This window comes from Oceanicoccus sagamiensis (assembly GCF_002117105.1).
Lineage (GTDB): Bacteria > Pseudomonadota > Gammaproteobacteria > Pseudomonadales > Dasaniaceae > Oceanicoccus > Oceanicoccus sagamiensis.
Genome location: NZ_CP019343.1, coordinates 618,364 through 644,305 on the forward strand (window position 1 = coordinate 618,364; position 25,942 = coordinate 644,305).

Annotated in this window: 21 protein-coding genes and 1 pseudogene; 9 read left to right on the plus strand and 13 right to left on the minus strand. The window is 47.5% G+C overall.

The genetic code is table 11. The features are described from left to right. The first annotated feature begins 78 nt into the window (after positions 1 to 78). Positions 79 to 1,428 (plus strand): Na+/H+ antiporter NhaC family protein, encoded by a 1,350-nt coding sequence (locus BST96_RS02740; protein ID WP_085757215.1) that lies wholly within the window; start codon positions 79 to 81, stop codon positions 1,426 to 1,428. A 595-nt stretch (positions 1,429 to 2,023) separates the two neighbouring features. Here BST96_RS02740 and BST96_RS02745 read toward each other — a convergent pair. The 8 genes and pseudogenes from BST96_RS02745 to BST96_RS02780 all read right to left on the minus strand — a co-directional run bounded on the left by BST96_RS02745 (position 2,024) and on the right by BST96_RS02780 (position 10,308). Further along, positions 2,024 to 2,716: a hypothetical protein gene (locus BST96_RS02745; protein ID WP_085757216.1), complete on the minus strand. Its 693-nt coding sequence runs from the start codon at positions 2,714 to 2,716 to the stop codon at positions 2,024 to 2,026. A gap of 141 nt (positions 2,717 to 2,857) precedes the next feature. Then, entirely contained in the window at positions 2,858 to 3,538 is a 681-nt protein-coding gene (locus BST96_RS02750) for an EAL domain-containing protein (protein ID WP_085757217.1), read from the minus strand. Further along, positions 3,532 to 4,614: a sensor domain-containing diguanylate cyclase gene (locus BST96_RS02755; RefSeq protein ID WP_085757218.1), complete on the minus strand. Its 1,083-nt coding sequence runs from the start codon at positions 4,612 to 4,614 to the stop codon at positions 3,532 to 3,534. The genes BST96_RS02750 and BST96_RS02755 overlap by 7 nt, the downstream gene beginning before the upstream one ends. Before the next feature lie 495 nt (positions 4,615 to 5,109). Further along, positions 5,110 to 6,930, minus strand: a complete 1,821-nt coding sequence (locus tag BST96_RS02760) for an ATP-binding protein (RefSeq protein ID WP_085757219.1) — start codon at positions 6,928 to 6,930, stop codon at positions 5,110 to 5,112. Next, positions 6,906 to 7,541: a DAHL domain-containing protein gene (locus BST96_RS02765; RefSeq protein ID WP_157117824.1), complete on the minus strand. Its 636-nt coding sequence runs from the start codon at positions 7,539 to 7,541 to the stop codon at positions 6,906 to 6,908. The genes BST96_RS02760 and BST96_RS02765 overlap by 25 nt, the downstream gene beginning before the upstream one ends. A gap of 44 nt (positions 7,542 to 7,585) precedes the next feature. Next, positions 7,586 to 7,921: a hypothetical protein gene (locus tag BST96_RS20635; RefSeq protein ID WP_338043298.1), complete on the minus strand. Its 336-nt coding sequence runs from the start codon at positions 7,919 to 7,921 to the stop codon at positions 7,586 to 7,588. 153 nt (positions 7,922 to 8,074) lie between these two features. Beyond that, positions 8,075 to 8,601: pseudogene (locus tag BST96_RS20645) on the minus strand (cytochrome-c peroxidase); the annotation flags it as partial. A gap of 93 nt (positions 8,602 to 8,694) precedes the next feature. Continuing rightward, a complete protein-coding gene (locus BST96_RS02780) occupies positions 8,695 to 10,308 on the minus strand; it encodes an ATP-binding protein (RefSeq protein WP_085757223.1) in 1,614 nt (537 codons plus the stop codon). Positions 10,309 to 11,183: 875 nt separating this feature from the next. On the opposite strand from BST96_RS02780, the gene BST96_RS02785 reads away from it, so the two are divergent. From BST96_RS02785 to BST96_RS02800, 4 genes are all read left to right on the plus strand, one after another. After that, positions 11,184 to 11,861, plus strand: coding sequence for an SDR family oxidoreductase (locus tag BST96_RS02785; protein ID WP_085757224.1), 678 nt, complete (start codon positions 11,184 to 11,186; stop codon positions 11,859 to 11,861). 169 nt (positions 11,862 to 12,030) lie between these two features. Further along, positions 12,031 to 12,765, plus strand: a complete 735-nt coding sequence (locus tag BST96_RS02790; RefSeq protein ID WP_085757225.1) for an FHA domain-containing protein — start codon at positions 12,031 to 12,033, stop codon at positions 12,763 to 12,765. Next, positions 12,759 to 14,066, plus strand: a complete 1,308-nt coding sequence (locus BST96_RS02795) for an outer membrane protein assembly factor BamB family protein (RefSeq protein ID WP_085757226.1) — start codon at positions 12,759 to 12,761, stop codon at positions 14,064 to 14,066. The genes BST96_RS02790 and BST96_RS02795 overlap by 7 nt, the downstream gene beginning before the upstream one ends. Next, positions 14,056 to 16,725, plus strand: coding sequence for a fibronectin type III domain-containing protein (locus tag BST96_RS02800; protein ID WP_085757227.1), 2,670 nt, complete (start codon positions 14,056 to 14,058; stop codon positions 16,723 to 16,725). Before BST96_RS02795 ends, BST96_RS02800 begins: the two co-directional genes overlap by 11 nt. A 3-nt stretch (positions 16,726 to 16,728) precedes the next feature. On the opposite strand, the gene BST96_RS02805 is transcribed toward BST96_RS02800, so the two are convergent. Genes BST96_RS02805 through BST96_RS02825 form a run of 5 tightly spaced genes read right to left on the minus strand, consistent with a single transcriptional unit; the run spans position 16,729 to position 21,931 of the window. Continuing rightward, a complete protein-coding gene (locus BST96_RS02805; RefSeq protein WP_157117825.1) occupies positions 16,729 to 18,495 on the minus strand; it encodes a hypothetical protein in 1,767 nt (588 codons plus the stop codon). An 18-nt stretch (positions 18,496 to 18,513) separates the two neighbouring features. Further along, complete coding sequence (locus BST96_RS02810; RefSeq protein ID WP_085757229.1) at positions 18,514 to 20,031, minus strand: aldehyde dehydrogenase family protein; 1,518 nt, start codon at positions 20,029 to 20,031, stop codon at positions 18,514 to 18,516. Between the two features lie 16 nt (positions 20,032 to 20,047). Then, a complete protein-coding gene (locus BST96_RS02815) occupies positions 20,048 to 21,079 on the minus strand; it encodes a tetratricopeptide repeat protein (RefSeq protein ID WP_169713881.1) in 1,032 nt (343 codons plus the stop codon). Then, entirely contained in the window at positions 21,019 to 21,270 is a 252-nt protein-coding gene (locus BST96_RS02820) for a hypothetical protein (protein WP_085757231.1), read from the minus strand. The genes BST96_RS02815 and BST96_RS02820 overlap by 61 nt, the downstream gene beginning before the upstream one ends. Continuing rightward, complete coding sequence (locus BST96_RS02825; protein WP_169713882.1) at positions 21,260 to 21,931, minus strand: GntR family transcriptional regulator; 672 nt, start codon at positions 21,929 to 21,931, stop codon at positions 21,260 to 21,262. Before BST96_RS02825 ends, BST96_RS02820 begins: the two co-directional genes overlap by 11 nt. Before the next feature lie 147 nt (positions 21,932 to 22,078). Between BST96_RS02825 and BST96_RS02830 the strand changes: the two genes are divergently transcribed. The 4 genes from BST96_RS02830 to BST96_RS02845 are packed head-to-tail and all read left to right on the plus strand — an operon-like array spanning position 22,079 to position 25,937. After that, positions 22,079 to 23,359, plus strand: coding sequence for an acyl-CoA dehydrogenase family protein (locus tag BST96_RS02830; RefSeq protein WP_206045390.1), 1,281 nt, complete (start codon positions 22,079 to 22,081; stop codon positions 23,357 to 23,359). Between the two features lie 14 nt (positions 23,360 to 23,373). Next, entirely contained in the window at positions 23,374 to 23,982 is a 609-nt protein-coding gene (locus BST96_RS02835) for a hypothetical protein (RefSeq protein WP_157117826.1), read from the plus strand. 9 nt (positions 23,983 to 23,991) lie between these two features. Next, on the plus strand, positions 23,992 to 24,774 hold the full coding sequence (locus tag BST96_RS02840; RefSeq protein ID WP_085757233.1) for an alpha/beta fold hydrolase: 783 nt from the start codon (positions 23,992 to 23,994) through the stop codon (positions 24,772 to 24,774). Further along, positions 24,771 to 25,937, plus strand: a complete 1,167-nt coding sequence (locus tag BST96_RS02845; RefSeq protein WP_157117827.1) for an LLM class flavin-dependent oxidoreductase — start codon at positions 24,771 to 24,773, stop codon at positions 25,935 to 25,937. The genes BST96_RS02840 and BST96_RS02845 overlap by 4 nt, the downstream gene beginning before the upstream one ends. Positions 25,938 to 25,942 lie beyond the last annotated feature (5 nt).

The window sequence follows — 25,942 nt, forward strand, 5'->3', positions numbered from 1 at the left end:
ATTCTCCGCTTTGGATGACAAAAAGAATACTTACAAAGCCTGGAATGAGACAGAAAGCTAACAGAAGGAAAAAGCTTTATGCTTGCTGATCCCAACGGGTTGTCGCTACTGCCGGCCGGCGTCACCATCGTTACCGCTATCCTTTCCCGGCGACCTATCGAATCCCTGTTGGCCGGCGTATTTGCCGGCCTGTTGTTACTGGAGCCAACAACGGCGCTGGCTAACTTTTCCTCCATCCTGCTGGAGGTGATGATGGATGAAACCATCGCCTGGGTAATTATTGTCTGCGGGCTAATGGGTAGCCTGATTGCGCTGCTAATGCGAGTAGGCGCTGCCGACGCCTTCAGCCAAGTCATTGCCTCGAAGGCCAAGGACAGGCACAGCGCCCTTTTGTACACCTGGCTACTGGGCCTGGTGATATTTATTGACGATTACCTCAACGCCCTGGCAGTAGGCTCGGCGATGCGAAAGGTGACCGACAAGTTTCGAGTTTCTCGGGAAATGCTGGCCTACGTCGTCGACACCACCGCTGCACCCATCTGCCTGTTGATACCGGTGTCCACCTGGGCTGTGTTTTTTGCTGGCATACTGGAGACCTCCGATGTCGCCGCACCCGGGGAAGGTATTGCCCTGTACGTCAGCTCCATTCCTTATATGCTATACCCCTTGATCGCCGTATTGATGGTACCGCTGGTAGCCACCGGACGTATTCCTGCGCTGGGTATGATGAAATCCGCAGAGGAGAAAACGGCACTAAACGACAACCAGCCACACCCGGATGAGTTGGCAGAAGCCGTCAGCGAACACGCTGGTCGGGTCAGGGTCTACCACTTTCTGCTACCCCTCGCTGCCCTGATAGGGTTTAGCCTCTGGTATGATCTGGATGTGCAGATTGGCGTACTTATGGCAGTCGTGGTAACCATCGTGCTGTTTGGCCTGCAGCGTTTAATGGCCTGGACCGAAATGTTTGATGCCGTGCTCGAGGGTATCAAGATTATGGTACCGGCATTGTCTATCGTGGTGATTGCCTTTATGTTTAAAGAGATCAACGACCAGCTGGGCCTCGCTACCTTCGTGATCAATAATGTAACACCCTATATGACCCCCACCCTGTTACCCTTGGTGGTATTTATTACCATGTCGATTATCTCCTTCGCTACCGGCTCCAGCTGGGGCGTATTCGCGATCGCCATCCCGGTGATCTTACCGCTGGCTGACAGCGTCGGTGTTAGCACGCCACTGGCCATCGGTGCCCTGATGTCCGCCAGCGCCTTTGGCAGTCACGCCTGCCTATACTCCGATGCAACGGTTCTTGCCGCCCAGGGCAGCGGCTGTGGCGTAATGCAACACGCCCTGACACAGCTTCCCTATGCATTGATTGCCGCTGTTTTAGCCGGTATTGGACTGACGATTATCGCTGCAACATAAGTGAGAATACAGGTAACAGACGCCATGACGACACTGACTTTTCAAGACCCCACACTGTTACAGACCAGTGCCTGCATTAACGGCAAAGGGTAAACGCTACATCTAAAACTCAAGGGTTTAGGTCATTTATGTGCAGGTTGGTGGTGACCATAAAATGGATTGTTTGATTCTATCTATGCAATTTTTAATGACTATTTTTTTCAACCCTCAAAAAAGTGTCATTAAAATCGGCATCAATCGGTGTTATATCTCTTTGTTTTTTTAGTCTTTTTATCTGCAAAGAATACCAATTAAGACCAAAAGTCATTCCTGAGTACCTTCTGAGACCACTCAGCTTCACAACACTCCTAAGGGACAGGCCGCAGGTTCGACTCCTGCAGGGCGGGCCAATTGTTGGGCCGAACCAAGGCGGCGAACAGGTTCGAGCCGGAGCTTACGCAGTAAGCGTAGACAACGCCCGTTTTTTAGGGCGGCCCTTTAGGGTGAGAGCAGCGAATACAAATTGCATCGCCATTTGCTCCGAGTAGCTTGCTGCGAAGCCCGACCCCGGGGCTGTTGTTATTTCTGCAGGGCGACCATCGTTTAATCACCCGGATTATTTGGCCCTGGTAGGCGCATCATCAGCCGTCGTCATCATCATGCCCGGCGTCATGACTTGTGTGGCTAAAGACTTTAAATAAGACACCGTGGCAATATGGCAGTAAGTTTGCCCTCTAAGGCTATTGGGCAAAGGCCAGAACAACAGGTTTTCCCAATCCGTTTGTAATCCTGGTGTATTGATATGTACTCTGCCGCTGTCGTCCTGATAACTTAAGGGAAAGCTGGCCAGATAGCTGCGGCCCGTCACAAAAGGTTCATTGTCTTCAATCACAAACGCTTTAGCGCGAACGGCGGCTTCCGTTAAACCGGCCTGGCTTAACTCTGCAACAGCCTGAGCTTGAGCCAAGCGGGTGATGTGGGGGCAGTATTTTTGCTGGCCGGCCGCCTTCTCACCATATTCCGCTCTTAGATGGTCGGCGGTTTTAACCTTGCAGGACACCATTATGGGCTGGCGCTGGTGATAGCTAACAACCTGATAGATGCTTAGGGGCCTGGGGACAGGTTTTGAATGACGGTACTCAGGCATATCATCAAAAATAACGTTGCTGCTGCTAAGGGTAGTGTCGGCCAGAATAGCTTGCACCGCCGAACAAAAAGCCTGACTAGTCGGTTCAGGCAAGGTCACAGTGCTTGCAGCAACGTTGCTTGCCGAGAAAAACAGCAATAGCGCCAGTAGGTTTATAATCATAGGAAGCAGAGCCCGCACATTATCTTATTATTCAATGGGGAGTCACTTCCCCTGCAGAGGCTATCATAACCCACACAGATACCCCCTAATACGCTAGTACCCGGAATTTCCTAAAATTTTTACAGGTGTTGCCCAGATGGTTTATGCGGTATGAGACAGTTTATTAGCTCTAGAGATCACCATAGCTATAAAATCCTCAGTAGGCATTGGTTTGGAGTAATAGTAACCCTGAAATATGTTGCAGCCGGATTGCTTAAGGTAAAAGGCTTGCTCAGCGGTTTCAACACCTTCCGCAACCGTGGTCATCCCAAAAACCCTACAGACATAGAGTACCGCTTTTAAAATCGCTGTACTGGATGTGTCTTCCGGTAACTGGCTAACAAAACTACGATCGATCTTAACAATATCCACGGGCATGGTGGACAAATAGGACAGTGATGAATAGCCGGTGCCAAAATCATCCAACGCAATCGGGCCAAGCTGGGTTAATTGCTGCATAGTGGCTATCACTTTTTTATTATTTAATGCCGATACGGATTCGGTAATTTCAAAATGAATCTCCCCAGGTGCGATATTATACTTGGCCAGTATTCGCGCCACCTGCGGGACAAAATCCTCTTGGGAGAATTGTATAGCACTGACATTAACACTGAGGGGGATAGGAAAACCCTCGGTCAAATAAGGCTTTAACTGCTGAATCAGCGCACAGCATTTTTCAATCACCAGATAGCCCACATGGACCACCATTCCGGAACGTTCCATCACATCGATAAAGTCGCCGGGGTAAATAATATCACCGTCACTGTTAATAATTCTCAGCAGGGCTTCCCCCCTACTATTTGACCAGAGAAATCAAATTGCGGTTGGACATGAATAACAAAGCCATCATTAATAAATGCATCTCGCAATAAGGCCTGGGCATTAAAGTTTTTGCTAATGCGGGCTTCCATACCCTCATGAAAAATCGATAGAACACCTTTACCACTGCTTTTAGCGGTATTGAGTGCAGAGTCTGCACCACGGAGTATTTTTTCAGCCTTGCTGCCATGCTCAGGCATAACGGCTGCACCCAAACTACAGGAGATGGGCATAATCATATCGTCTATATAGATATCAGATCGAAGCGACTGAATAATATTATCCGACAAAGAGGACAGGTTGCGCGCAACCTGCTCCCCTGTATCGCCGCAATCCCTGACCAACAGCACAAACTCATCGCCGCCGAAGCGAAACACGCAATCATTTTCCGGCAATAGGGTCAGCAGAGTATTGGCCACCGCTTTAATCACGGTATCACCTGCAGTATGGCCCAGAGCGCCATTTATCGCTTTTAAATTATCAATATCGAGAAATAATAACGCGGATAAAGTGCCGGTACATATACAACGGTCAATTTCCTTGGGCAGAGATTGATTGAAACTATTCCTATTGGGTAAAGTAGTCAGGTCATCAAAGAAACTTAATCTCTCGGTCTTCTTGATATAAGAAACCAACTCTGAGACATTATGCAGGGTAATAATAGCTCCACGAACACCAAAATCGGTTGAGATAGGAGAAGCAACCGCCGACCAAATATCACTCTTGCGATTAATTTTGGAGCGAATAATAATACGCTGCTTAACTTCACACTGCTGCGATAATGCCAACCCAAGGGGTGTATTTTCCGGGTTTAGCAAACGTCCTTCTTCATCAAATATATCCATGCAATCAAGAATACTGCCAGACTGATTTTTATAATCGCCGCCAGCATGCTTAATTAATTGCTTAAAGGCCTGATTGGCATTTTGATAGCGACCGCACTCATCACAGATCACAATCGGATCAGGCACCGCATCAAGCACACACTGCATAAAACCCAGTTCGTTACTTATTTCTGAGGGTATCACTTCCTTAGTCATCGATTACCACCATAACAATCGATTAGAATCCACTGAACAAAGAAACTGCTCGACTTAAAGTAATCTAAGCCGAAAAAATACAATGGGACAATTTTAAACCAAGAACAATCGATAGCAATGGAACAGCTTTTTCCCGACGACTGAAAAAGAACAACGCCGTACTTATTCATACAAACCAAACTCCATCTTGACCATTTCACCAGCAGATAAAATATCTCTACTCCCTGACACAATCACAGCGACTCAATCTTGCTTATAAAGATAGCCGGAAGCCGAAACTTATAAATAAGTAAATACACCTATCAATGAGAATGATTTATTATCAATAGGGATCATTTAATAACTTAAAGAGTAAATATTTAGGCGAGGATTAACACTCAATAACAAGATTCAAAATATCAGACCCGATATAACCATTACTTATTACCGGGACAGGAAAAAGCGGACAGCACTTTTTATCTCAAGTAACGATTAACGCCTTTGACAAACAGAATACTACAGGGCATTTTTTTTATTACCGGTAAAACCCACTTTCAGCCATTGGCTCATCATCTGGTAAAGATCATCTGCATCGACCGGCTTGGCAATATAATCATCCATTCCCGCGGCAAGACACTGTTCTTTATCACCTGACATTGCATTGGCTGTCATAGCAATAATCGCCACACGCTGCTTATTCTTCTCTGGTAATATCCTGATTTGTTTCGTTGCTTCAAAGCCATCCATCACAGGCATTTGACAATCCATCAAGACCAGGTCGATGGTTTCAGCCATCACAATATCAACAGCCATTCTACCGTTTTCAGCAGATCGAAGGTTGACATTAACAGCTTCCATCAAGAACTCCACCACGGTTCTATTAATCTCACTATCATCGACTAACAAAATAGTCTTGCCTTGGAAATCCGGTAAATCAGACTCAGGCAACGGCGTCTTTGCGGTTAAATTTTCAGAGTGGGCACCCACTAGGGTATCCATTAATTCTGAGGGCTTTATCGGACTGATAATCGCACCTGAAAATTCATCGGCTAATTCACTATCGCTACTGCCACTGTCATACAGGGGCGCCAAAGCGAGTACACTCATCGTTGCTGAGGCTTTATTGATGGCTTGCAATATTTCTCCCTCTTCATCCATGGCAACAATCAGGCAGGTACAATGACGAGTACCATTCTGCTTACCCTCTACCCATTGCTCCAACTCAGCGACTGTCTGACACGAATGATAATCCAGTCCCCAGCTTTCAAGCTGTATCTGTAAAGCCTTTCTGCGCACGTCATCCCGGTCGAAAATCAAGGGATAGATTCGCGCTTGAGGACTTTTTACGGCTTTATTAACACTATTCTTACCCTCGTAAAGCAACGGAAAATAAAATGTAAAGGTACTGCCGGAACCCAGCTTGGATTCCATAGCAATATCGCCACCCATTAATTGCGATAAGCGCCTTGAAATAGTCAGGCCCAGCCCAGTACCACCGTACTCTCTGGTCGTTGAGCTATTTTCCTGAGAGAAGGCACTAAAGATTAACGCTTGCTTATCTTTTGAAATACCTACACCAGAATCTTTAACACTGACAAAGACCATACTGACGCCATCAATATCACCCATCTCGATAGCAATATGTACAAAGCCTCCACCGGTAAATTTATTCGCATTGGAGAGTAAATTTAATAGCACCTGATTTACCCGAATAGGGTCGCCAACAATCATCTTGGGGACATCAGGGTGACAGCGGATCAGTAATTGGTTTCTAGCCTCATTGGCAACCGGTGTCACTTGATCAATAGCACTTTCAACCAGGCTAAGGATATCAAAGGAGACCTGCTCTATATCAATCTTGCCCGCTTCAATCTTCGAGAAGTCCAAAATATCATTAATAATACTGGATAGGTTATCAATACTATTAAGAATAACATCCACAAAGCCCTGCTGCTTTTTATCCAGACTGGATTTTCTCAGCACCTGCCCCATACCATAGATGCCATTAAGCGGGGTGCGAATTTCATGACTCATATTGGCTAAAAATTCACTTTTTGCCACGGTAGCACATTCCGCTTTTTCTTTTTGGATATAGAGCTCTTCCATTTTTAACTGAATATCTTTGGTGGCTATTTCAACTTTTTCATTTAAGGTTTGGTTTTGGTGGGTAAGCTGGTAATTGGACACCTTAAGAAAGCTGGTTAACCGGTAAACTCTCAATAACAAATAAGCGATAAAAGCAATAACAACCATTAAAGCAGCCAAAGCGTAAAACTTTAGAATACTGCCGTTTTTATCAATCGTATCTTTTATTACTTTATAATCACTACCCAGCATCCCCCCAATACATTAGCAAGCTCTTTTTGCTTTATTGTTGCAGCCATATAGATATCAAGCTGTTTTTTTAAGGCGCGGGCATCACCATCGTTAGACAATGCATCCAAGCGTCGATAGTTTTCAAAAAATAGCGCTGAGCTCTTTTCATCTGGCCGCATTGACAGGTCAATAAAACTGGAAGCCAGATCGATGACCCGTTTGTTACTATCAACATCCTGGTTGACCAAACGATTAATCTTTCTACCTATATAAATTGATGAGCTTTTAACAATGGAGTCCTGGTATTTAAATTGCTCAACCAGCTCTACTATATTGTCGGATTTTTGCTCTAGCATCAGACCATAATCGATACCATCCGCCTTAAGATCGATATCTTCCAAATCAGCCGCCACTCTATCTGTCAACGCTGCTACTTTACCCACCCAGCGATTGATAGCATCGTAGTTTTGGCTGCGGCCGTACTGACTATCAAACACGGACTGCTTTAGATAACCCTTGGCCCTGACCAGATAATCAAGATTATTAACCGCTGCGCTATGTTTTGATTGATCACTGGCATAAATAAAGACCACACTAAAGCAGAATATCAGCACTATCACGGATATAAGCATTGACCTTAACTGTATACTGCCGCTTTTAGCCATATACTCACTTCTTAATTGATATTGCCCTGTTGAGCAATAATGGTTTGCACATCATTAGGTAGGGGCGCACTGAGCGATACAAAAAACGCCATAATATCCCTCTTCTCCTGATCGCTAACGGTGACGCCCAACTGATGCCTGGCCATTAACTCTATGGCCTTATCCAAACGCCGAACACTGCCATCATGAAAGTAAGGTCCGGTATACACGACATGACGTAATGAGGGCACTTTAAATTTAAATCGGTCTTCTTCTTTTCCACTGATATTAAAAACGCCCAGGTTACTGCTATCGATAATAGTATCTGTTGAAAAATAGTCATCGATCAAACCAATCTTCTGGTACATATTGCCGCCAACATTGACCCCCTGATGGCAGGCAACGCAGCCCAAATTTTTGAAGGTGCTATAACCTTGTTTGGCACTCTCACTGATCGCCAGCTCTTCGCCTGCCAGATAGCGATCAAATGGACTATTAGGGGTTACCAGTACCCGCTCAAAACTGGCAATGGCTGCGGTGATATTGGCAGGGCTTATACCGTCATCAAATAGCCGCTTAAAGGCCTTATTGTAATAGCTATCAGCTTGTAGTCGGGGAATAATAGTTGGCCAATCCCCCCCATTTCAATCGGGTTAGTCACCGGCCCCACGGCCTGCTCTTCCAGTGATCCAGCCCTGCCATCCCAAAACTGCCGGAAGTTATAAGTTGAATTAAAAACGGTTGGCGAGTTTAACTGGCCGACATGACCGCTAATGCCTACGGAAGCAGGCTTATGGTCAACACCGTAGCCATTTAATGTATGACAGCTGGCGCAGCTAATCGTATTGTCGCCACTAAGGCGCACGTCCTGAAACAGCCGCGCCCCCAGCTCTACCATTGCTCTGTTTTGAATATCCACAGCGGGAATGGGATAGATCGGCTGATTATTGTTTTCAATATCTGTTTGTAATATCGAATAACTATCATTGTTTGCATGGCAAGCTAACAACAGAGCCACATTAATCAGCAACGTTATTTTTTTTAGCATAGTAGCCCTTGTTTATTCCATGGCAGAGTTTGTCCCTGCTATGGCTGCTCTCACCAAATAGTATTTTCACTTAGCCCCATCGACAGCTTGTCTTTAGTTAGACAAGCTAATGCCTTTCTCCTGATACAATTTGGCCTGGCTTAATACCGCTTTTAATGACTCAATCTTTAACGGTTTTGACATATGCGAATCCATACCTGCAGCCTCACATAAATCCTTCTGGTCGGCCAGAACATGCGCACTAAGCGCAACAATACAATTGGGACTACGCCCCTCTTGCTGCTCCCAACTACGTATCGCTTTTGTTGCGCAATAGCCATCCATTATCGGCATTTCACAATCCATCAATATCAGGTCATAGCTATTATTTTGCTGACAAATAACATCTACGGCCTCCCGGCCATTGCTGGCTACAATATAGCTGATCTTTAGCAGCTTCAGCATGCCGCCAATGACCTTTTTATTAACGGCATTATCCTCAACCACCAGCACCTTAAGCATTGACAGGTCGACACCGTCCTCAAGAAGAGCCTCATCAACACGGGTTTCCTCGGCTGGCAGCTGGAACGCCAAGTCAAAAATCACCGAACTACCCCTACCCTCCTTACTTTCAACCCATATCGTGCCCCCCACTAATTCGACCAACTGCTTGGCAATAGCAAGGCCTAATCCGGTACCGCCATATTCGCGTGTTGTTGATCTGTCTGCCTGCTCAAACTTTTCAAAGATTTTAGCTCTGGCCGCCTCGGGTATACCAACACCGGTATCCTTCACCTTAAACCGTAATTTAGCCAAGCCCTGATTTTGTGCCATCAAGTCAATCGATAAACTGATGGAACCTCTTGAGGTAAATTTAAAAGCATTGTTTAACAGATTGCCGACCACCTGCTGTAGCCTGCCATCGTCACCGTACAAACATTCCGGCACTGCTTGTGCAATTGTTATAGTAAAGTCCACCTTATCCGTAGCGCGTATTTGGTAAGGCATGACCAAAGCCTTGGCCCATTGACGGACATTGAATACTCGCTTATCCAGAATGACTTTACCTTCTTCCAGCTTGGAATAATCCAGAATATCGTTGATAACGGTTAATAATATTCTGCCCGATAGTTGTAAAGTGGATAAATAATCACGCTGCTCATCGGATAAATTGGCGGCCTCTAACAACTCGGCCATACCCAGCACACCATTCATCGGCGTGCGAATTTCATGGCTCATATTGGCCAGGAACTGAGCCTTACGGGATACCGCCTCTTCTGCAACCAGCTTGGCCTCCCGCAACTCCTCTAATAGCTTCTGGTGTAAAGTGATATCGCGTATCGTGGCCAGAAAGGTCATCTCATTACCGGACAGAATGGAAGACAAACGAATTTCTACCGGAATCAGGGTGCCGTCTTTATGTTTTGCCTGTAAGTTTGGGCTTGAAAGCCCCATCGGCCTGACGGAGGGGTCAGTATGATATAGCTCGCGTTTATGCGGGTGAGCATTGCGCATATCATCGGGTACCAGATCGTCCACCGACATCATTGAAAATTCTTTTTTGCTATAACCAAATAATTTTTCCGCTTGCGGATTGGACAGTAAAATATTACCCGCCCGACTGGATTGCAACATCGCATCAGGACAGGCCTGTATAATGGCCGCTGCATCCACTAGTGACTTGGTCAGGTTCTCGATAACATCATCTCTATCGTCTAGCTGTAACATGGTGACTAAATCCTTTTAGGAGCATCCTGGGGAGCGCGCAGTAGCGGGGTTAAGAACATTAAACACGGTATTTCTTTACGGCTATGTATTGAGCTATTGTCCATAGTTTACGCCTTTACATTTCCAGTATTGCAAGCCTGCTTTCTTTTAACTCTAGTTTGAAATATCGACCACCTGTATAAGTGTTTATACTTATTTGACCTATGACTGACTATTTATTTCATCATAAGGATCAGCTTGCCAAGCAGACCAAGATGCATGCCTTCTTCCAACGTAAATACGATTACACGATAAGGTATCAATGTTTGATCGATAGTGACTGATATCACCGCCGCCCATTAAGCAAAACACTTTTCAGCATTAAATTTTAGCGTAGCAGATATTTTCAAATAGTAACGAATTACTCTTTCTGAAAACCTCCGATAATCAGCCGCTACACTTAACGGCCTATCAGGGTTGTTGATCCCCTCACTTATCAATCTTTTCCAAGCTGTCCCCAATACAGCAACCGCTTTACGCTGTTTCAGTTTTTGAGACCGGAGTCACCCTCCCGTTTTATGCTCAAAAAAACGTGGAGAGTCTAGCCGTCAAAAAGCCCTCTAAACATTGATGGCAATAACCCCTTTTGCTGTCCTTGACTGAGCCTCTGTCAAGGACAGCAGAATAGATTATTCTCCACTGAGACATTAATTTTTATCCTGCTAGAGTTTTTTATACTGGATGAAAACCGTGATTAACTCATCAGTATTATATTGATGCCTGAGGATAAGGACGCTAACGCAATTAAAACAAGATTTTTTATAAGACTATAAAAGGTTGAACCGGCTCTGTTTCCCCTAGACTAAAAGCTTAATCCATTGTTACAGGCCTCCCCTATGGACAATAAAGTCATGCTGATCACCGGCGCGACCAGTGGTATCGGGAAAGCTACCGCGATTAAAGCCGCCCAACAGGGCATTCAATTAATACTGACTGGCCGCAGAGTGTCATTACTCAATGAGCTGGTTAGTGAAATAGGAAAAGAGAACGCCATAGCAATAGCCGCTGATGCTACGCAACTGGCAGAGTTGTCTGTTGTTATCGCACAAGGTGTTCAGCATTGGGGCAAACTGGATATTGCCTTTGCCAATGCAGGCACGGGTATTTCAACACCCGGTACTGAAATGGGAGACCCGGAAGAATGGCAGCAGATGCTGGCAATTAATATTAATGCGCTGCTATGGACCGCAAAACTATCGCTGCCCCATCTGCGACAACAACAAGGACATTTTCTATTAACCAGCTCCGTGGCCGGCAGAACGATTACCAAAGGCTCAGTTTACGGCGCCTCTAAATGGTTTGCCTATGGCTTTGCTATGAACCTGGCTGAAGAGATGGAGGAATGGGGAGGACGTTGCACCACGATTTGCCCCGGTATGGTCAACACGCCTTTTTTTGAACAAGCTATCGATCAAATGCTGGCCCCTGAAGATGTCGCCGATGCTGCACTCTATGCTATTCACGCAAGCCCGCGCAACACGGTTCGGGAGGTGTTTTTAACACCCACCCGCTAAAAGCCTGTTCAGTAAAAACAGTCGATTTAGCAAGGTTCTGGGCATTGTTGCAATCCTTGTTCCGACAGGTTAGTGTGTTGCGGACACTATAATAAGTAAACCAAATAAGTAAACCAACTACTGCCTGCTCTATATACCAGTAGCTTATCTGTAAGACATACTATCGACTATGGCTAAAAATGATTTTTGGCGTCTCGTAGACACTGATTCCAGCACTGCTGATATCCCCCTCCAACCCGGGAAAGCACTCACTGTGGGTCGCGATCCTGATTGCGATATTGTGTTGAACTCTGATTGTATTTCCAGAAAGCACGCCACCCTTGAGCTGATTACCGGTGGTGTACATGTGATCGATTTAGGCTCCAGCAATGGCAGCTTCGTTAATGATATACCCGTGGGCAGTGGCAGCCTGGCCAAAGCCGATGATGACATTGGTTTTGATACACTACGCTACCAATTAAAGGCACCCACACCCAGCGTTGCTGCAACCAGAGTCACTCCCATCCAGCAAGGTGAAACAACCGTATTAGCCACCGCTGCCGCTTTTCTCGAAGGACGCTCACACGCCATTGCCAATGAAATTTTTCCACTGGCAGGCCAGTCTTTTTCTATTGGCCGGGATGAAAACTGTGACCTGCCGGTTCAACATAGCTCGGTCTCCTTCCAGCATGCTCTGCTCAGTTGTCACAATGGGCTGTGGACCATTAGCGATCAACAATCCAGCAACGGCACACTGGTCAATGGCAAGCCCGCCATGGATACGCCCCTAAAGCACGGCAATAAAATCTCTTGTGGCAATGTGATTCTCGAATATAAAGTCATTGGTGCCACCGCTGAAATGCAAAGCGTGCAAACTATCGCTCCCCCGCAGCAGCCAAACCCAAGCGCAGCAACCCCTTGCTAGTATTGCTTTTATTAGGGCTTGTTGCCGTATTAGGGATAAAAGAATACCAATGGCTTAGCTACCGGGCCGGCGATATTGTTGATGGTTTCAGACAGGCTAAAGCCCCCGAACTCAAAGAGCTCTCCGCCACGCCAAATTGGGACGCAGTAGCGTTTTTGCCCGAGCGCGGGCTTATTAACCCGCTGCTAGTCGATGTTAGCCAGGATGGTCTGGCGGATATTCTGGTACTGGACCGCCAGGGTAAACTGACTGCCATCAATGGCGATACTGGCGCACCGCTCTATATTGTCAATTTACCCTCAGCAAGCAGTAAGGCATTTGCAGCAACACCCTGGCTCGAAGATCAGGCCCTCGTCGCTATCAACCACAGCACTGTCAGTCTCTATAATCATCTGGGGGAAAAGCGCTGGGATGCACGAACAATATTGCCAGAGCTGGTATTTGCTCCACTGCTCAACGATGTTAACGCGGATGGTTTTCCTGATGTGATAGCCAGCTCGCAGGAGCAAGGTCTGGTCGCTCTGGACGGCCAATATGGCGGTAGAAAACTATGGTCCGTCAACTTTAAAGAACCGCAGGGCTTTGGTGCAAAAGTTTTGCAATTACAGCCTTCGGTAAACGCCAGCTCCAGCTTTTTAATGGCGGGAGAACAAGGCGAATTGAAAGCCATCGATATTGTTAGCGGTCGCCCTGTTGATCGCTGGACCACCAACCTTGGCCCTATACTGATAGCCGCACCCACTTTATCTCGCGGCGATCAATCCATCGTGGCCGTTTATACTCAGGAGCAAAAGCTTATTGGGCTGGATGCCGTTACCGGTAACCTCTTGTGGCAAGTGGCGGTCAACGATTTAGTCACCGCCACCCCGTTAAGCCTGAGGCTTAATACCGACCCGCAGCAGGATATCCTTATCCTAACGCAATCCGGCGATATGCTGGCCTATGATGGCCTGCGCGGAGAATTGCTCTGGCGCCAATCCACCGGACTGCCACTGCAATCTCCCCCCGCATTAATAGACCTTAATGATGACAGTATTCGCGATATCGTGATCGCACAGTCTTCTGGTTCTGTGGCCGCCTTTGATGGCCTCTCTGGTCAACAACTGGCGGAGCTGGTAGTCAGCGAAAATGAGCCACTGGTTTTTACTCCTTTGCTCGCCGAAAATACTGCGGATGGCAAAGTCGATGTAATAGTACTTAGTCAGGCAGGTAAACTGCACTCGATGTCAACACCGGTAGCCGTGCCCCGCGGAACAACATTATGGACCCACGATACCGGAAGCAACTTCCATGGCGAATAGGCCCATAGCCAAGCTACTGCTGCTGACGCTATGGCTGTTGTTTTTTTATTCTACTGCCTTAGCCAACAACCCCATGCCACGTTATGTGGCGGTACTACCCGTCACCGGCGAAGGCTCCGCAGAAAAACGGGAAGATGTAAGAACCGCCCTGCACAATGCACTGGGAGCTACCAATTACCGGCTGCGTAAAATGGGCGAAATTGACCAAGTGCTGGGCAATGACAAAACCATCGATCTTGATATTGAAAACCTGATAGCACTCTGCGCCCGCCTGCAGGTCGACGGCCTATTAATTGCAGAGCAAACCAATTTAGAACGGCTTTATGCCGCCGCCTATGCGCACTATGAAGTGAGCGTTAGGGTTCGGCTGTTTGATGCCAAGAGCCAACAGTTTGTCTGGACCTTTGAACGTGAAGAGGCGGAACGTGAAGGTGGTATCAGCGTTGATATACTGGGGTTTCTGGCAACGGCCTATGAATCATCGACGGTGCTACGGGATGTGGTCAGGCTGCAATTGATTGATACACTGGCGCGAGAATTTGCCAAAGAGATTCCCAAACCCCAATCCATTGCAATGAATGTTAACCCGGTCAATGTGTCGGTGGCGGCCAGCAATTACCAGCAAGGCCCATTTACCACCGGCGAGTCTATTAAGGTATGGGTCAAAACCGAGCCCAATATTAAGCTGCACTTTCGCCTGCAGGGTATCGGTAAAAAAATCACTTTAACAGAGCAGCAAGCCGGTAACTATGTGGGCAACTATGTGGTCAGTCGGGGTGACGATATAGATTCAACAGTGATGGTATTAAGCTTACAACGCAAGGATGAACGGCCCACCATTTGGCAGGTGCCAGGCAAAATAGCCATTGATACCACCGCGCCGGAAGCCGTCGATAATTTATCGGCGTTTTTTTCTTCCGAGTCCGTCACGCTAAACTGGCAGGGTGATGAAGCAGTAGATTTTACCATTGAGCGCGCTGATACCCGCAACCAGAATTATCAAACTCTCAATACTACGGCAATACTCAGCTATACCGATACCGACTTTATCCCAGGCCAGTCCTATCTATACCGTATCACGCCCGTTGACAAAGCTGGCAATACTGGCAAAGGCAGTGTGGTCAGGGTCACTACCGAGCGCTTGGGTCCCACCCTTGTCGATAAAGATATTGTCGATAATATTCGTTTTTCTGAACGGGGCAGCCCTTATATTATTCAAGGAAAAATTACTATTTCAGGCAGACTGGTGGTCGATGCCGGTGCGGTTATTGACTTTAAACCCAACTCATCTTTTTCGGTCACCGGAAAAATGACCATCAATGGCAAGTCTTCACAGCCGGTATTACTGAATGGTAAAAACTGGTCACTGGATAGTTTAGGGTCAAAAAATACACTCAAAATGGATCATGCGATTATTCGCGGTGGCCGCTTATCAGTCAGTGATGGCACCTTGAGTATTGCTAATAGCAATCTTCGAGAAGTAAACCTATCTATTGCCGAAACCAGCAAAGCCAGCAGGATTAAAGACAGCACCTTTGTCGATAGCGGCATCACCCTAAGGGATACCGTTTTCCCTATTAGTGACTGCCTATTTGATAATAGTACTGTAACGGCCAATAAAGCGGTGGTGCTAAACCAGCCGACATTTGGCGCGGCCGATTATCTTAAAGCCCGGCAATGGGTTGGCGGGGCTATCGCTATTGCCTGGCCCGCTCAATCAACTGGCGATCACCTGTTGGCGAACTGGCTACAGAGCCAATGGCAGACTATCGGTATTGCTATCCAAGAAAAAAACTGGCCGAAAGCCTTGGAAGTGTTGCAAGCCACACTTTCCAATAGCACTGAAAGTGCCGCCACTGATGCCTTTGAAACGGTCTATCTTATCCAGAACCCGGAGGCCCAAGCGGTAGCTCTCGACGATGCAACATTACTCTCCACCTTTATAGAGCAAAAAGCCAAGGGTCAGGTACTGGATCTGATCTGGCTACCAGACACCGTTTTAACCAGAGCCGCAGATTTTAATAATGCCTATATCGAAACCTATTATCCCAAAGCCGCATCGGAAAAAATACTCCCTATCGATCAGCTATCACTCAAGGGGTTTATTGAAAGTGAACTGGCTCCCGACTATGCACCGGGCCGTCTATTTTTGGTGAACAAACAGGGCTTTGAAGCCACATTGGCCGCAAGAGGTTATCTGCGCGCCGCTGATCCTTTTATCAGTGGTCAATTTATCCACCCCCGCAATGACACCCTATGCACAGTTTATGACCCATGGATATTGGGCGAAGGGGGTAACAGCAATGCTGTCAGCTGCTTTGCTGTTACCATCGAGACACGCAACAAAAGCTATACCACGCTGTTGGGTTACAATGATAATGGCCAAGCCAAAAAACTATTTCCTTGCGGACCGACCAAACCACAACAGCGCTGGCATATGCCAGTTAATCAGTTTGGGCAAAAAAGCGTCTTTAATGCAGAAGATACTCGTTTCCAACATTATTTTGTGGTGATTTCAGCAAGCGAGCAATACCCTGAGTCTCTGGCTGCACTTGATAGTCTGTCCTGCGAAGAGGTATCGCAGGTCCAGCAACTACAAGAAAAACTGGTCAGGGAAGATAGATTATCCGGTGGTCGCACCCGAGCCATCAAACTCTAATCACTACTCTGGCACCTGCGCGCTATTGGGTTGCAGATATAACATCACATGCTTGGCTAAAAACTTACCGACACGGACATCCTGATTAGGCGGCTGCCACATTGACCAGGTACCGGTATATTGGTTTTGCACTGGCTTACTTATATTCGGCGCACCTTTTGCCGAGTCATAACCCACATGACCAAATTCGGAAACATCATAGGCCAGTGAAGGGTCGAGATCATCCCTGCGTTTTTTTAATGGCGTTTGTCGCTCTGGTGGATAAGGCTGCGCCGTACCGCAGCCCCCCATGGTAAAGCAGCAAGGCTCTTCCTGATCAGGGTTGCCGATAGCATGGCACATAGTATCCACCCATACCCCCCAGTATTCAGCAAAAGGATGCCCTACCTTTGGGTAGCGCTTGTAGTCTAACTCATCAATATAGAGCCAATTTTTATAACCAATCTCCTTAGCAATTTGATTGGGAAGCTCCACCATATTTAATACCGAATCGCTAATAATTTGCGGAAAGATAGTGACAATATGTTTGGCGCCCTGATCTTTTAATAATGCCAAAGCATCCCAATAGCGGTACTGCCATTCGCCATCTGGATAAACACGTTCAGTCTCATACAGATAAGGACGACCCAATGCTTCACCGCGCATTTCTCGGGTCCGTTCTTTTTTCTTTTTACCCTTGATATTGTTGTTAACCGTTTTTTGGCCCATCCAGCTACCAATAATATTGTCGGCTTTCATCTTCGGGTAGCGTTTTAATAATTCTGCTTTGATATTGTCGTTAAGGACTAAGGTGTCATCAATTTTGGGGTCATAATATTCATTAAAATCTGAAATAGTATGGTTAAGCAGCATAACCGCGGTATCTTCCGGGGCAACAGCGGGATTAAAGCGCGACACAATTCCATCTACCATCATGGCGGCAAACTCAGGGTCAGACGATACCGGGTTGGGCCTACCCTGCAACGGCACTTTAGGATCATGCTCCGGGTGGCCTAAGGATTTAGTCCAGCCTTCAGGCAAGGTTGGGTAAGACTCACGCATTAAACCTGTAGGGTCATTTAACCAAACCATTTCTAACTGTTTATTATTATCACGGTTATGTTGATCAACAATCTGCTGGGTTAAAGCAACCATGTCATAGGTTTTAGAAAAACGTACACCCGAGGTGGTCATATCAATTAATAATAACTGGTCCAGATCAGCCGCCAACATCCGATCAATCGTGCCATCAATATTAAAACGCTGCGGGTCACAATCTTTCCATGGACCATCGTCATTTTCACTACCACAGTAAGTCATTGGGTCTCCGCCTTTGACCTGAGGTTGATAAATTAATCTTGGCTGCGGCAAATGGGCAGGGTCTTCCGCAATCCAGCCCATCCAGTCGACGACAAACTCAACACCCAGCGATTGCTGCTGTGCTTTTAACGCTGAGGTCATATCAGCCAACTGCTTAGAGCGACTGGCATCAAACGGATCAAGACCACCGATACGTTCATACTCAAAGCTGTATTTCCCCAACTCTTTAGGGGCATTGCCAAACTGCAAAACCTGCGGCCAGACCTCTTGATTCCAGATAATGCGTTTATAAATAAGGCTATTGGGGTTATAGAAAAATATTTTTATTACCGATTCCCACTGGCTTTGAATGGTAAAGCCCTTGACGCCGCCATGTACCATATAAACAACACCAACACGCTGCTTCTCTTGCGCCTGTACCAGAGTTGCCAGCAGCAGCACCATTATTAGAAAGCTTATTTTTTTCATCATATTTCTTTCGCTGTTAAATTAGTAATGCATAATCACTGTTTTGGTTTCGAGGTAGGCATCCAGAGATTCAGAACCCATTTCCCTGCCCCAGCCCGACTGTTTATAACCACCAAGGCCGCCATGAATATCTGACATAGTATGGGCGTTAATACCCACAATACCCGAACGGACACCGGAGGAAATACGCATCGCAGTACCGATATTTTCAGTCCAGACACTGCCGTTTAGCCCATAAACCGTATCATTGGCATAGTCGATAACTTCAGCAATATCATCCGTTGCCAATTTAGTTACGGTTAATACCGGCCCAAAAATTTCTTCGCGGACAATTTTCATCTCTCGATTACAGCCAGCAAATAACGTAGGGGGCATAAAATGGCCGGGGCGATCCAGGGCCGCACCACCGCTTATTAATTCAGCGCCCTCCGCCTTGCCGGCATCGACATAGCTTTGCACTCGGGATAACTGACGTGCAGAAACCAATGGTCCCAATGTGGTTTCAGGGTTAAGCCCCGGGCCAATCATTAAGCTTTCGGCCCCGGCTTTTACACCTTCAATAAACTGATCGTAAATACTATGGTGTACCAGCATACGGGAGGGACAAACACAGTTTTGGCCCTGTAAAAAATAGCCCTGCATCACTGCCATGGGGATGGCCTTAGTTAAATCCGCATCGGGCATAACTATAAACGGGGATTTACCGCCTAATTCCAGGGTAACTTTTTTTAGATTGCCTTTACAGGCATCAACAATTTTTCTGCCTACCTCGGTCGAACCGGTAAAAGAAATTTTATCCACCAGCGGATGTTCCGCCAGGGCTGCGCCAGCCACATGACCATAGCCGGGCACAATATTAATCACCCCATCCGGGAAACCGGCCTCTTTAGTTAACCTCGCCAAAAGTAAAGCACTTAACGGGGTATGCTCATCAGGTTTTAATACGACGGTACAACCCGCAGCGAGGGCTGGGCCCAGTTTCATAATGGTCATACCCAGCGGAAAGTTCCACGGCACTATTTGCGCAGCAACACCCACCGGCTCTTTGCGCGTCATTAAAAAACTTTCGGTAGCAGCGCCGGGAAAAGGCAAGGGATCTTGCGCCAGCGTTTCTCCTGAAATTTTTGTTGCCCAACCCGCGTAATAACGCAGCCAATCTCTTGCCACAATCGGAGCCATTGCAGCGGCGGTAGCCATAGGCATACCGGTGCATAACACTTCTGTTTCAGCAAAGGTTTGGCCCTGTGCTGCCACTAAATCGGCCAGCTTTAATAGCAGTTCAGCTCTGGCTGTTGCTCCCATCGTTCGCCAAGGGCCATGGTCAAAAGCCTGTCTTGCCGCATTAACAGCGGCATCAATATCCTCAGCACTAGCAGCAGATACGGTGGCAATCGTTTCACCACTGGCCGGGTTGATCACGTTAAGCATTTCATTCGAACTGGCATCGACCCACATATTATTAATAAAGAGCTGGTGCTCGCCGCTAATAAACTGTTCGGTCGCTGCAGCCATACTGGGGGCATCTAGTACTTCAGGCATAAAATCACTCTTCTGGTTAACTAAAGAATTCGTCTTGCGGGTTTAATGCTACATCCGCTATCGGTGAATAACGGCTGTTATCGTAGGCAGGAAGATCAGGCGGGGCCTGGTCTAATGCATTAAGTACTTCGAGAGCTTCATCAAGTCCGCGCTGATAGGCATAGGGAGGGCCATCACACCAGGCTAAACGGTAAGCGGTATTGGCAGCTTCTATAGCTGCCTCTCTATTACCCTCACCTAATTCAATACGGGCGAGAGTATTATAAGAATCACTATTATAAAGCGGAAATGGCCCCCGCTCTGCAAGGCTCCAGGTTTGGCGCAAATAAATACGGGCACTTTCTGTATCGCCACGCTTGCGTTCCAACTCTGCCCACACTCGTAAGGCGGGTAATATTTCTTCAACAAAATCGATATCTTTGCAGCGCTGCATCACAAAATTTAATTTGCTCTCGGCCAACTCATAATTACCCGCATGCATAGCGACTTCAGCACACATCCGGGCGGAGGCGCAGAGCACCATAACCACTTCATTCAGATTATGGTGATTGGATTTTTCCAGCGCCACGGCGGAGTCCCAGGCTTTTTCTGCATACTCAAGGGCCGACTCTGGTTGGCCCAGCCACAAATAATGTTGCGCTAAAAAACTATTGACAATAGCAATGGAGCGATCGGCCAATAGGGACTCACAAATACGAATAGCCCGGTTCATAGCGATTTCAGGGCGGCCATCATCGACACCCCGGTGCGCCAAACCCATACCAACCCAATATAAATTAATCGCTTCTTTAAGGCGGTTACCCACCTCACGCTGCATCACCAGCCCTCGCATCCCCATAGCTTCCGCTTCGCGGAAATTACCAGACTGGCGTAAGCCTTTGCCAAAGTTGGCCAGCCCTTCGGCCATTTTTTCACGGTCATCTACCGCTTCACACTGTTCAACATGCAGCTTATACAGCGGTACTGCTTTACCGGGATAGCCGCCTATCATGTTATAGCTATGGGAGAGTGCCTGTAGTGCAAAAATACGGTTCTCAGTTTTTTCCAAAGGGGCACGTTATCGCAGCCATCGGGAAATAAACACTCAAGCAAACCGGTACGGCGTAAGCAGGGTTGGCCAATACCCAATAAGGTAGGCGCCTCAATCTGCTCACGAAAATACTCGCAGGCCTGGTCATAGGCCTGATCGTCAATCAGGCTTTGATAGTGATTGATGGCATTTTGTAATTCAGTCTTCATTGCTCTCCGCTGTATCGTCTTCAGGCTTCCAGGAGCCTGCGGCAAATAAATGGGTTTGCATTTGCATCATCGCCCATTCTTCATTGTGGTCGGCCAGCGCCGCGATAATTTCACGGTGGTGCCAGCAACTGCGTTTTAAATTATTTTCAATCCGGTGCTGGAAGCGGCCCATTAGCAATATATGCATCTGGAAAATCGGCTTCATCAGGTTTTGCAGATGGGCACTGCCCGAGGCCTGCAAAATAATCCGGTGGAACTCATCATTTAGCTGAGAGAATGCTTTTAAATTCTCCGGCTCGGTTCGAGGTATCTCGGCAATCGCTTCCATCGCGGTTGCCAGCTCCTCAAGCCGCTGTATCTGCTGATCATTAATATGCCGGGCTGCCCGTTTACTGGCATAGCTTTCCAGTAGCGCCCGGATTTCCAGGATTTCCTGGGTTTCTTCTTCATTAAACTGTTTTACTCTGGCCCGCTTATAACCCTCGGACTCAACCAGCCCCTCCACCTCCAGTCGGCGCAGGGCGCTTTTCACCGGTGTGCGGCTGACCCCCAGCGTAGATGCCAGCTCCTGCTCTACCAGAAAGGTACCCGGTGCCAGTTCACCGGAGACAATTCTCTCTCGAATCCCCGCATAAGCCTGGTCTGAAATTGTATCTGCCATTATTGTCACACTCCACTTTGGTATACAATATTTACACAATCTAACGAATTTAACCAACAAAACCATTGTATTTTTTACTTTGGTATACCAAAATGCCTCAACCGTTACAGAATACCACCTAATTTCGCGTTACGCTGAGAGCATCTTATGTCTACCAATACCTCTAACGAGCCCACCGCTGCCCTATTGATCGATCATATGACCGACAAGGAAAAAGCCATCGCCGCCAAGGTGGATGCCATATTGCCAGCTCTACGGGAAAAAGCATCAGAAGCTGATATTAAAGGCGAATTTCCTTTATCCCATGTTCAATTATTAAGCGAAGCGGGCCTGTTGGGCCTGATGGTCCCGAAAGCCTATGGCGGTTTAGGCGGCGGGCTTAGGGATTTATCTGGCGCCACCTTTGCCATGGGCACCGCCTGCCCCTCTACAGCGCTGGCGTTTTTCTTTCACTGCAGTGCCGCTTCAAGAGGCACACTGCAATTAAAAGCACTGGATGCAGGGCTATTTGAAGGTGAAGAAGCGGCAACGGTAAAAGCCTTTGCCGAGAAAGTACTCTATGCCATGGGCCGTGATGCTAAGTGGCTGGCAAACTTTGCCAGCGAGTCCAATAAAAAAGCCAGCGCTATGCTGGCTATTGCCACCACCGCCAGCAAAGTGGACGGCGGCTGGAAAATTAACGGGGTTAAATCTTTTGGCTGCGCTGTTGGCGTGGCAGATGAGTATCTGGTCACCGCCAAGCTGGAAGGTTATGACACCGCCGAAGGTCTGGCCACCTTCTTTGTTAAGCGAGATGCCAAAGGCGTTTCACCGCGGGTTAAATGGGATGCTATCGGTATGCGCGCCTGCGCTAATGATGGCCTGGTGTTAGACGATGTGTTTGTCGCCGATGACGATGCGCTTGGGGTACCCGGCGCTTTTGTAAAATCGATGCAAATGAGCCGCGGTACTTTTGTTGGCAATCAACCCGCAGGAACCTGCTGTTATTTAGGTGCTACCCAGGGTCTCTATGATTACGCTATTCGTCACCTCACCGAAAAAACCTTTTCTGATACCGGCCGCCCTGTGGGTGAAGGTCCAATGCAGCAGGAATTAATTGGCCGCATGACCGTAGAACTGGAAACCGCCTATTCGTGGATGCGTCGCCAGATTGATTTGGAGTCCAGCGAGATAGAAATCCGCCCTAAGGCTACGGTTGAGCGTCAATGGCACTTAGCCAAAGGCACTATCTCCGAAGCCTGCTTTGCCGTTGGTACCAATGCCCTTAAAGCCTGTGGCACCGCTAACACCATGAATACCAGCCCTATTGCCCGCGGTATCCGCGATCTAACCATGGGGCTTGTGCAGGCATTTCCAGCGGAAACCGGTCGTCTTTATGCCGCCAAAGATATTATTTCCAAACAAAGCGAAACACTTTTTTCAACCTGATAGCGGTCAATACGATGAGCAATAAACCGTATCCAACATTTCCAGTGGGCTCCGTGGGCTACAACATGATGCTGGCCCGTGGCACCTGGCATGAGCATGTTGAACTCTACAACCTGGACGGTACACCGCTAAATGATGATACCGCAGCGGGCAGTGGTGCAGCGGGGCCTGCCCCCTATGACCAGCTGATTTATATCGACTTTGACGGTCGTTTTATGAAGCAGACCAATGTCACCTTCCGTGGCCGCGAAGCCCATGCCAATACCTTTGCCGCCGAACTGATTGACGGCGTTTTGGTATTTGACGAGCTGGGGCCCGGAGCCTTTGAAAATATTGGTGTCTCTGGCGGCCCCGGCATTTTGATTTATAACAGCCGCCATATTGATGAAGCCTGTAAGTTATATCAGGAGCCGGACTTTATTGTTTATACCGCACCCGGTCAACGAGTACGCACCACCCTGCTTTATAGCAATGGCGAAGCGACACGCACCTGTACCGGCAAGGCGACACGACTATCACCTGGCTGCGAACGGCGAGACTGCCATGATCCTCGCGGCCCAGAAGGTGATGTTCACGAAAAAGAATTATTTCATACCCGGTTATGGGCAGATTTAGCACAATAGGAAATCACCATGTCATTTAAGCAACAGAGCATTACCATAAAAGGCGCCAGCTTTTCCTATCAACGGGGTGGCGAAGGGCCAACCCTGCTGTATTTGCACGGCGCCGGTGGCACGGGCAACGCCATGCCATTAATGGCAAGCCTTGCCACGCAATTTGATGTGGTGATACCTGACCACCCCGGCTTTGGTCAGTCCGATGATCCCGAGTGGCTGGATAGCATTCATGATGCCGCCTATTACTATCTGGATTTTTTGCAGGCGCTGGATTTAAAGGAAATTACCGTACTGGGATCTTCCCTCGGTGGCTGGATGGCCATGGAAATTGCCGTACGCGACCAGTCCCGTTTTAAACAACTGATTCTTTCTAACGCTGCCGGTCTATCTCTTGCCGATGTTGCCATGGGTGATGTGTTTCTTTGGGGTGATGAAGCCAAAGTGCGCAATATGATTTTCAACAAAGACTTGCAGGAAAAAGTATTAGCGGCACCCGTCAGTGAAGAGCAGCAAGCACTGACGAATAAAAACTTTTTTACCACTGCCAAATTGTCCTGGGAACCGCGCTTTTGTAACCCCGACCTGGATAAGTGGATCCACCGTATTACGGTACCCACCTTGATTGTCTGGGGTGACCAGGATCAATTATTCCCTGAAGCCTATGGCCAGAACCTGAAAGCCAAACTACCCCATGCGGAGTATGTCGTGATTAAAGACTGCGGCCACCTGCCCCATGTAGAAAAGCGCGAAGAGTTGCATCAGCAAATCCTTCAATTTGTAAGCGAGGTTGCCCAGTGAAATTTACTCTATTCCATTTAATGCCCTATGGGGCAGTCGACCTTGACGCCATTAAAGATCACGAAACGGTATGGGTAGGCCTGCCCAATAAACACTATGACCGCGATGCGGGCCACGCCTTATACCAGCGTTATCTGAACGAATTAATTCAGGGCGAATCCCTTGGTTTTGACGGCATTGCTGTAAACGAACACCATTCAACCGCCTATGGCATGATGCCCTCACCCATTGTGACTGCCTCTTATTTGGCAGCCAGAACCGAACAGGTCAATATCGCGATTCTAGGTAGCGCTATTCCATTACGGGATCACCCCCTGACACTGGCAGAAGAACACGCCATGATTGATACCATTTCCAAGGGTCGATTAATTACCGGGTTTGTCCGCGGTATTGGTGCGGAATATCACACTTGGGGCACCAACCCCACCTTCAGTCATGAGCGTTTCCACGAAGCACACGATTTAATTATCAAAGCCTGGACTGAGACCGAACCGTTTCGCTGGATTGGCAAACACTATCGACATGAGTATGTAAATGTCTGGCCTCGCCCTTATCAGCAGCCACACCCACGGGTTTGGATTCCTTCACAGGGTTCCGCAGAAACCATTGAATGGGCGGCGCACCCGGACCGTAAGTACACCTATCTGCAAACCTTTAGCCCGATTAAGTCGGTGTATAAATATCTGCAACAATATCGTGACACCTGTGAAAGCTATGGCTATGAAGCCAGCAATGATCAACTGGGCTGGGCCGTACCGATTTATGTCGCGGAAACCGACGAACAGGCCCGCAGAGAAGCCAAACAACATTTTGAAAATTTCCGTAACCGCTTCCTGAAAATGCCGATTGAAATGCTATTACCACCGGGATATACCTCGCTGTCATCAATGAAAAATATTGCCAAATCCAAAGCACAGATTGCCGGTGATATTACTTTGGAGCTAGCCTGTGATATGGGTATGTTTTTCTGCGGCAGCCCGGAAACAGTGCGCGATCAATTAGCGGATGCCTGGAAGGATTTACGTTTTGAGCACTTATTAAGTATGCTGCAATTCGGCACCCTGCCCGCAGAGTTAACCCAAAAAAGCATGCAGTTATTTGCTAATGAAGTGATGCCTTCACTGCGTGAAATTGTTGACGAAACCCAAGCGGCTATTGCCTGATAACG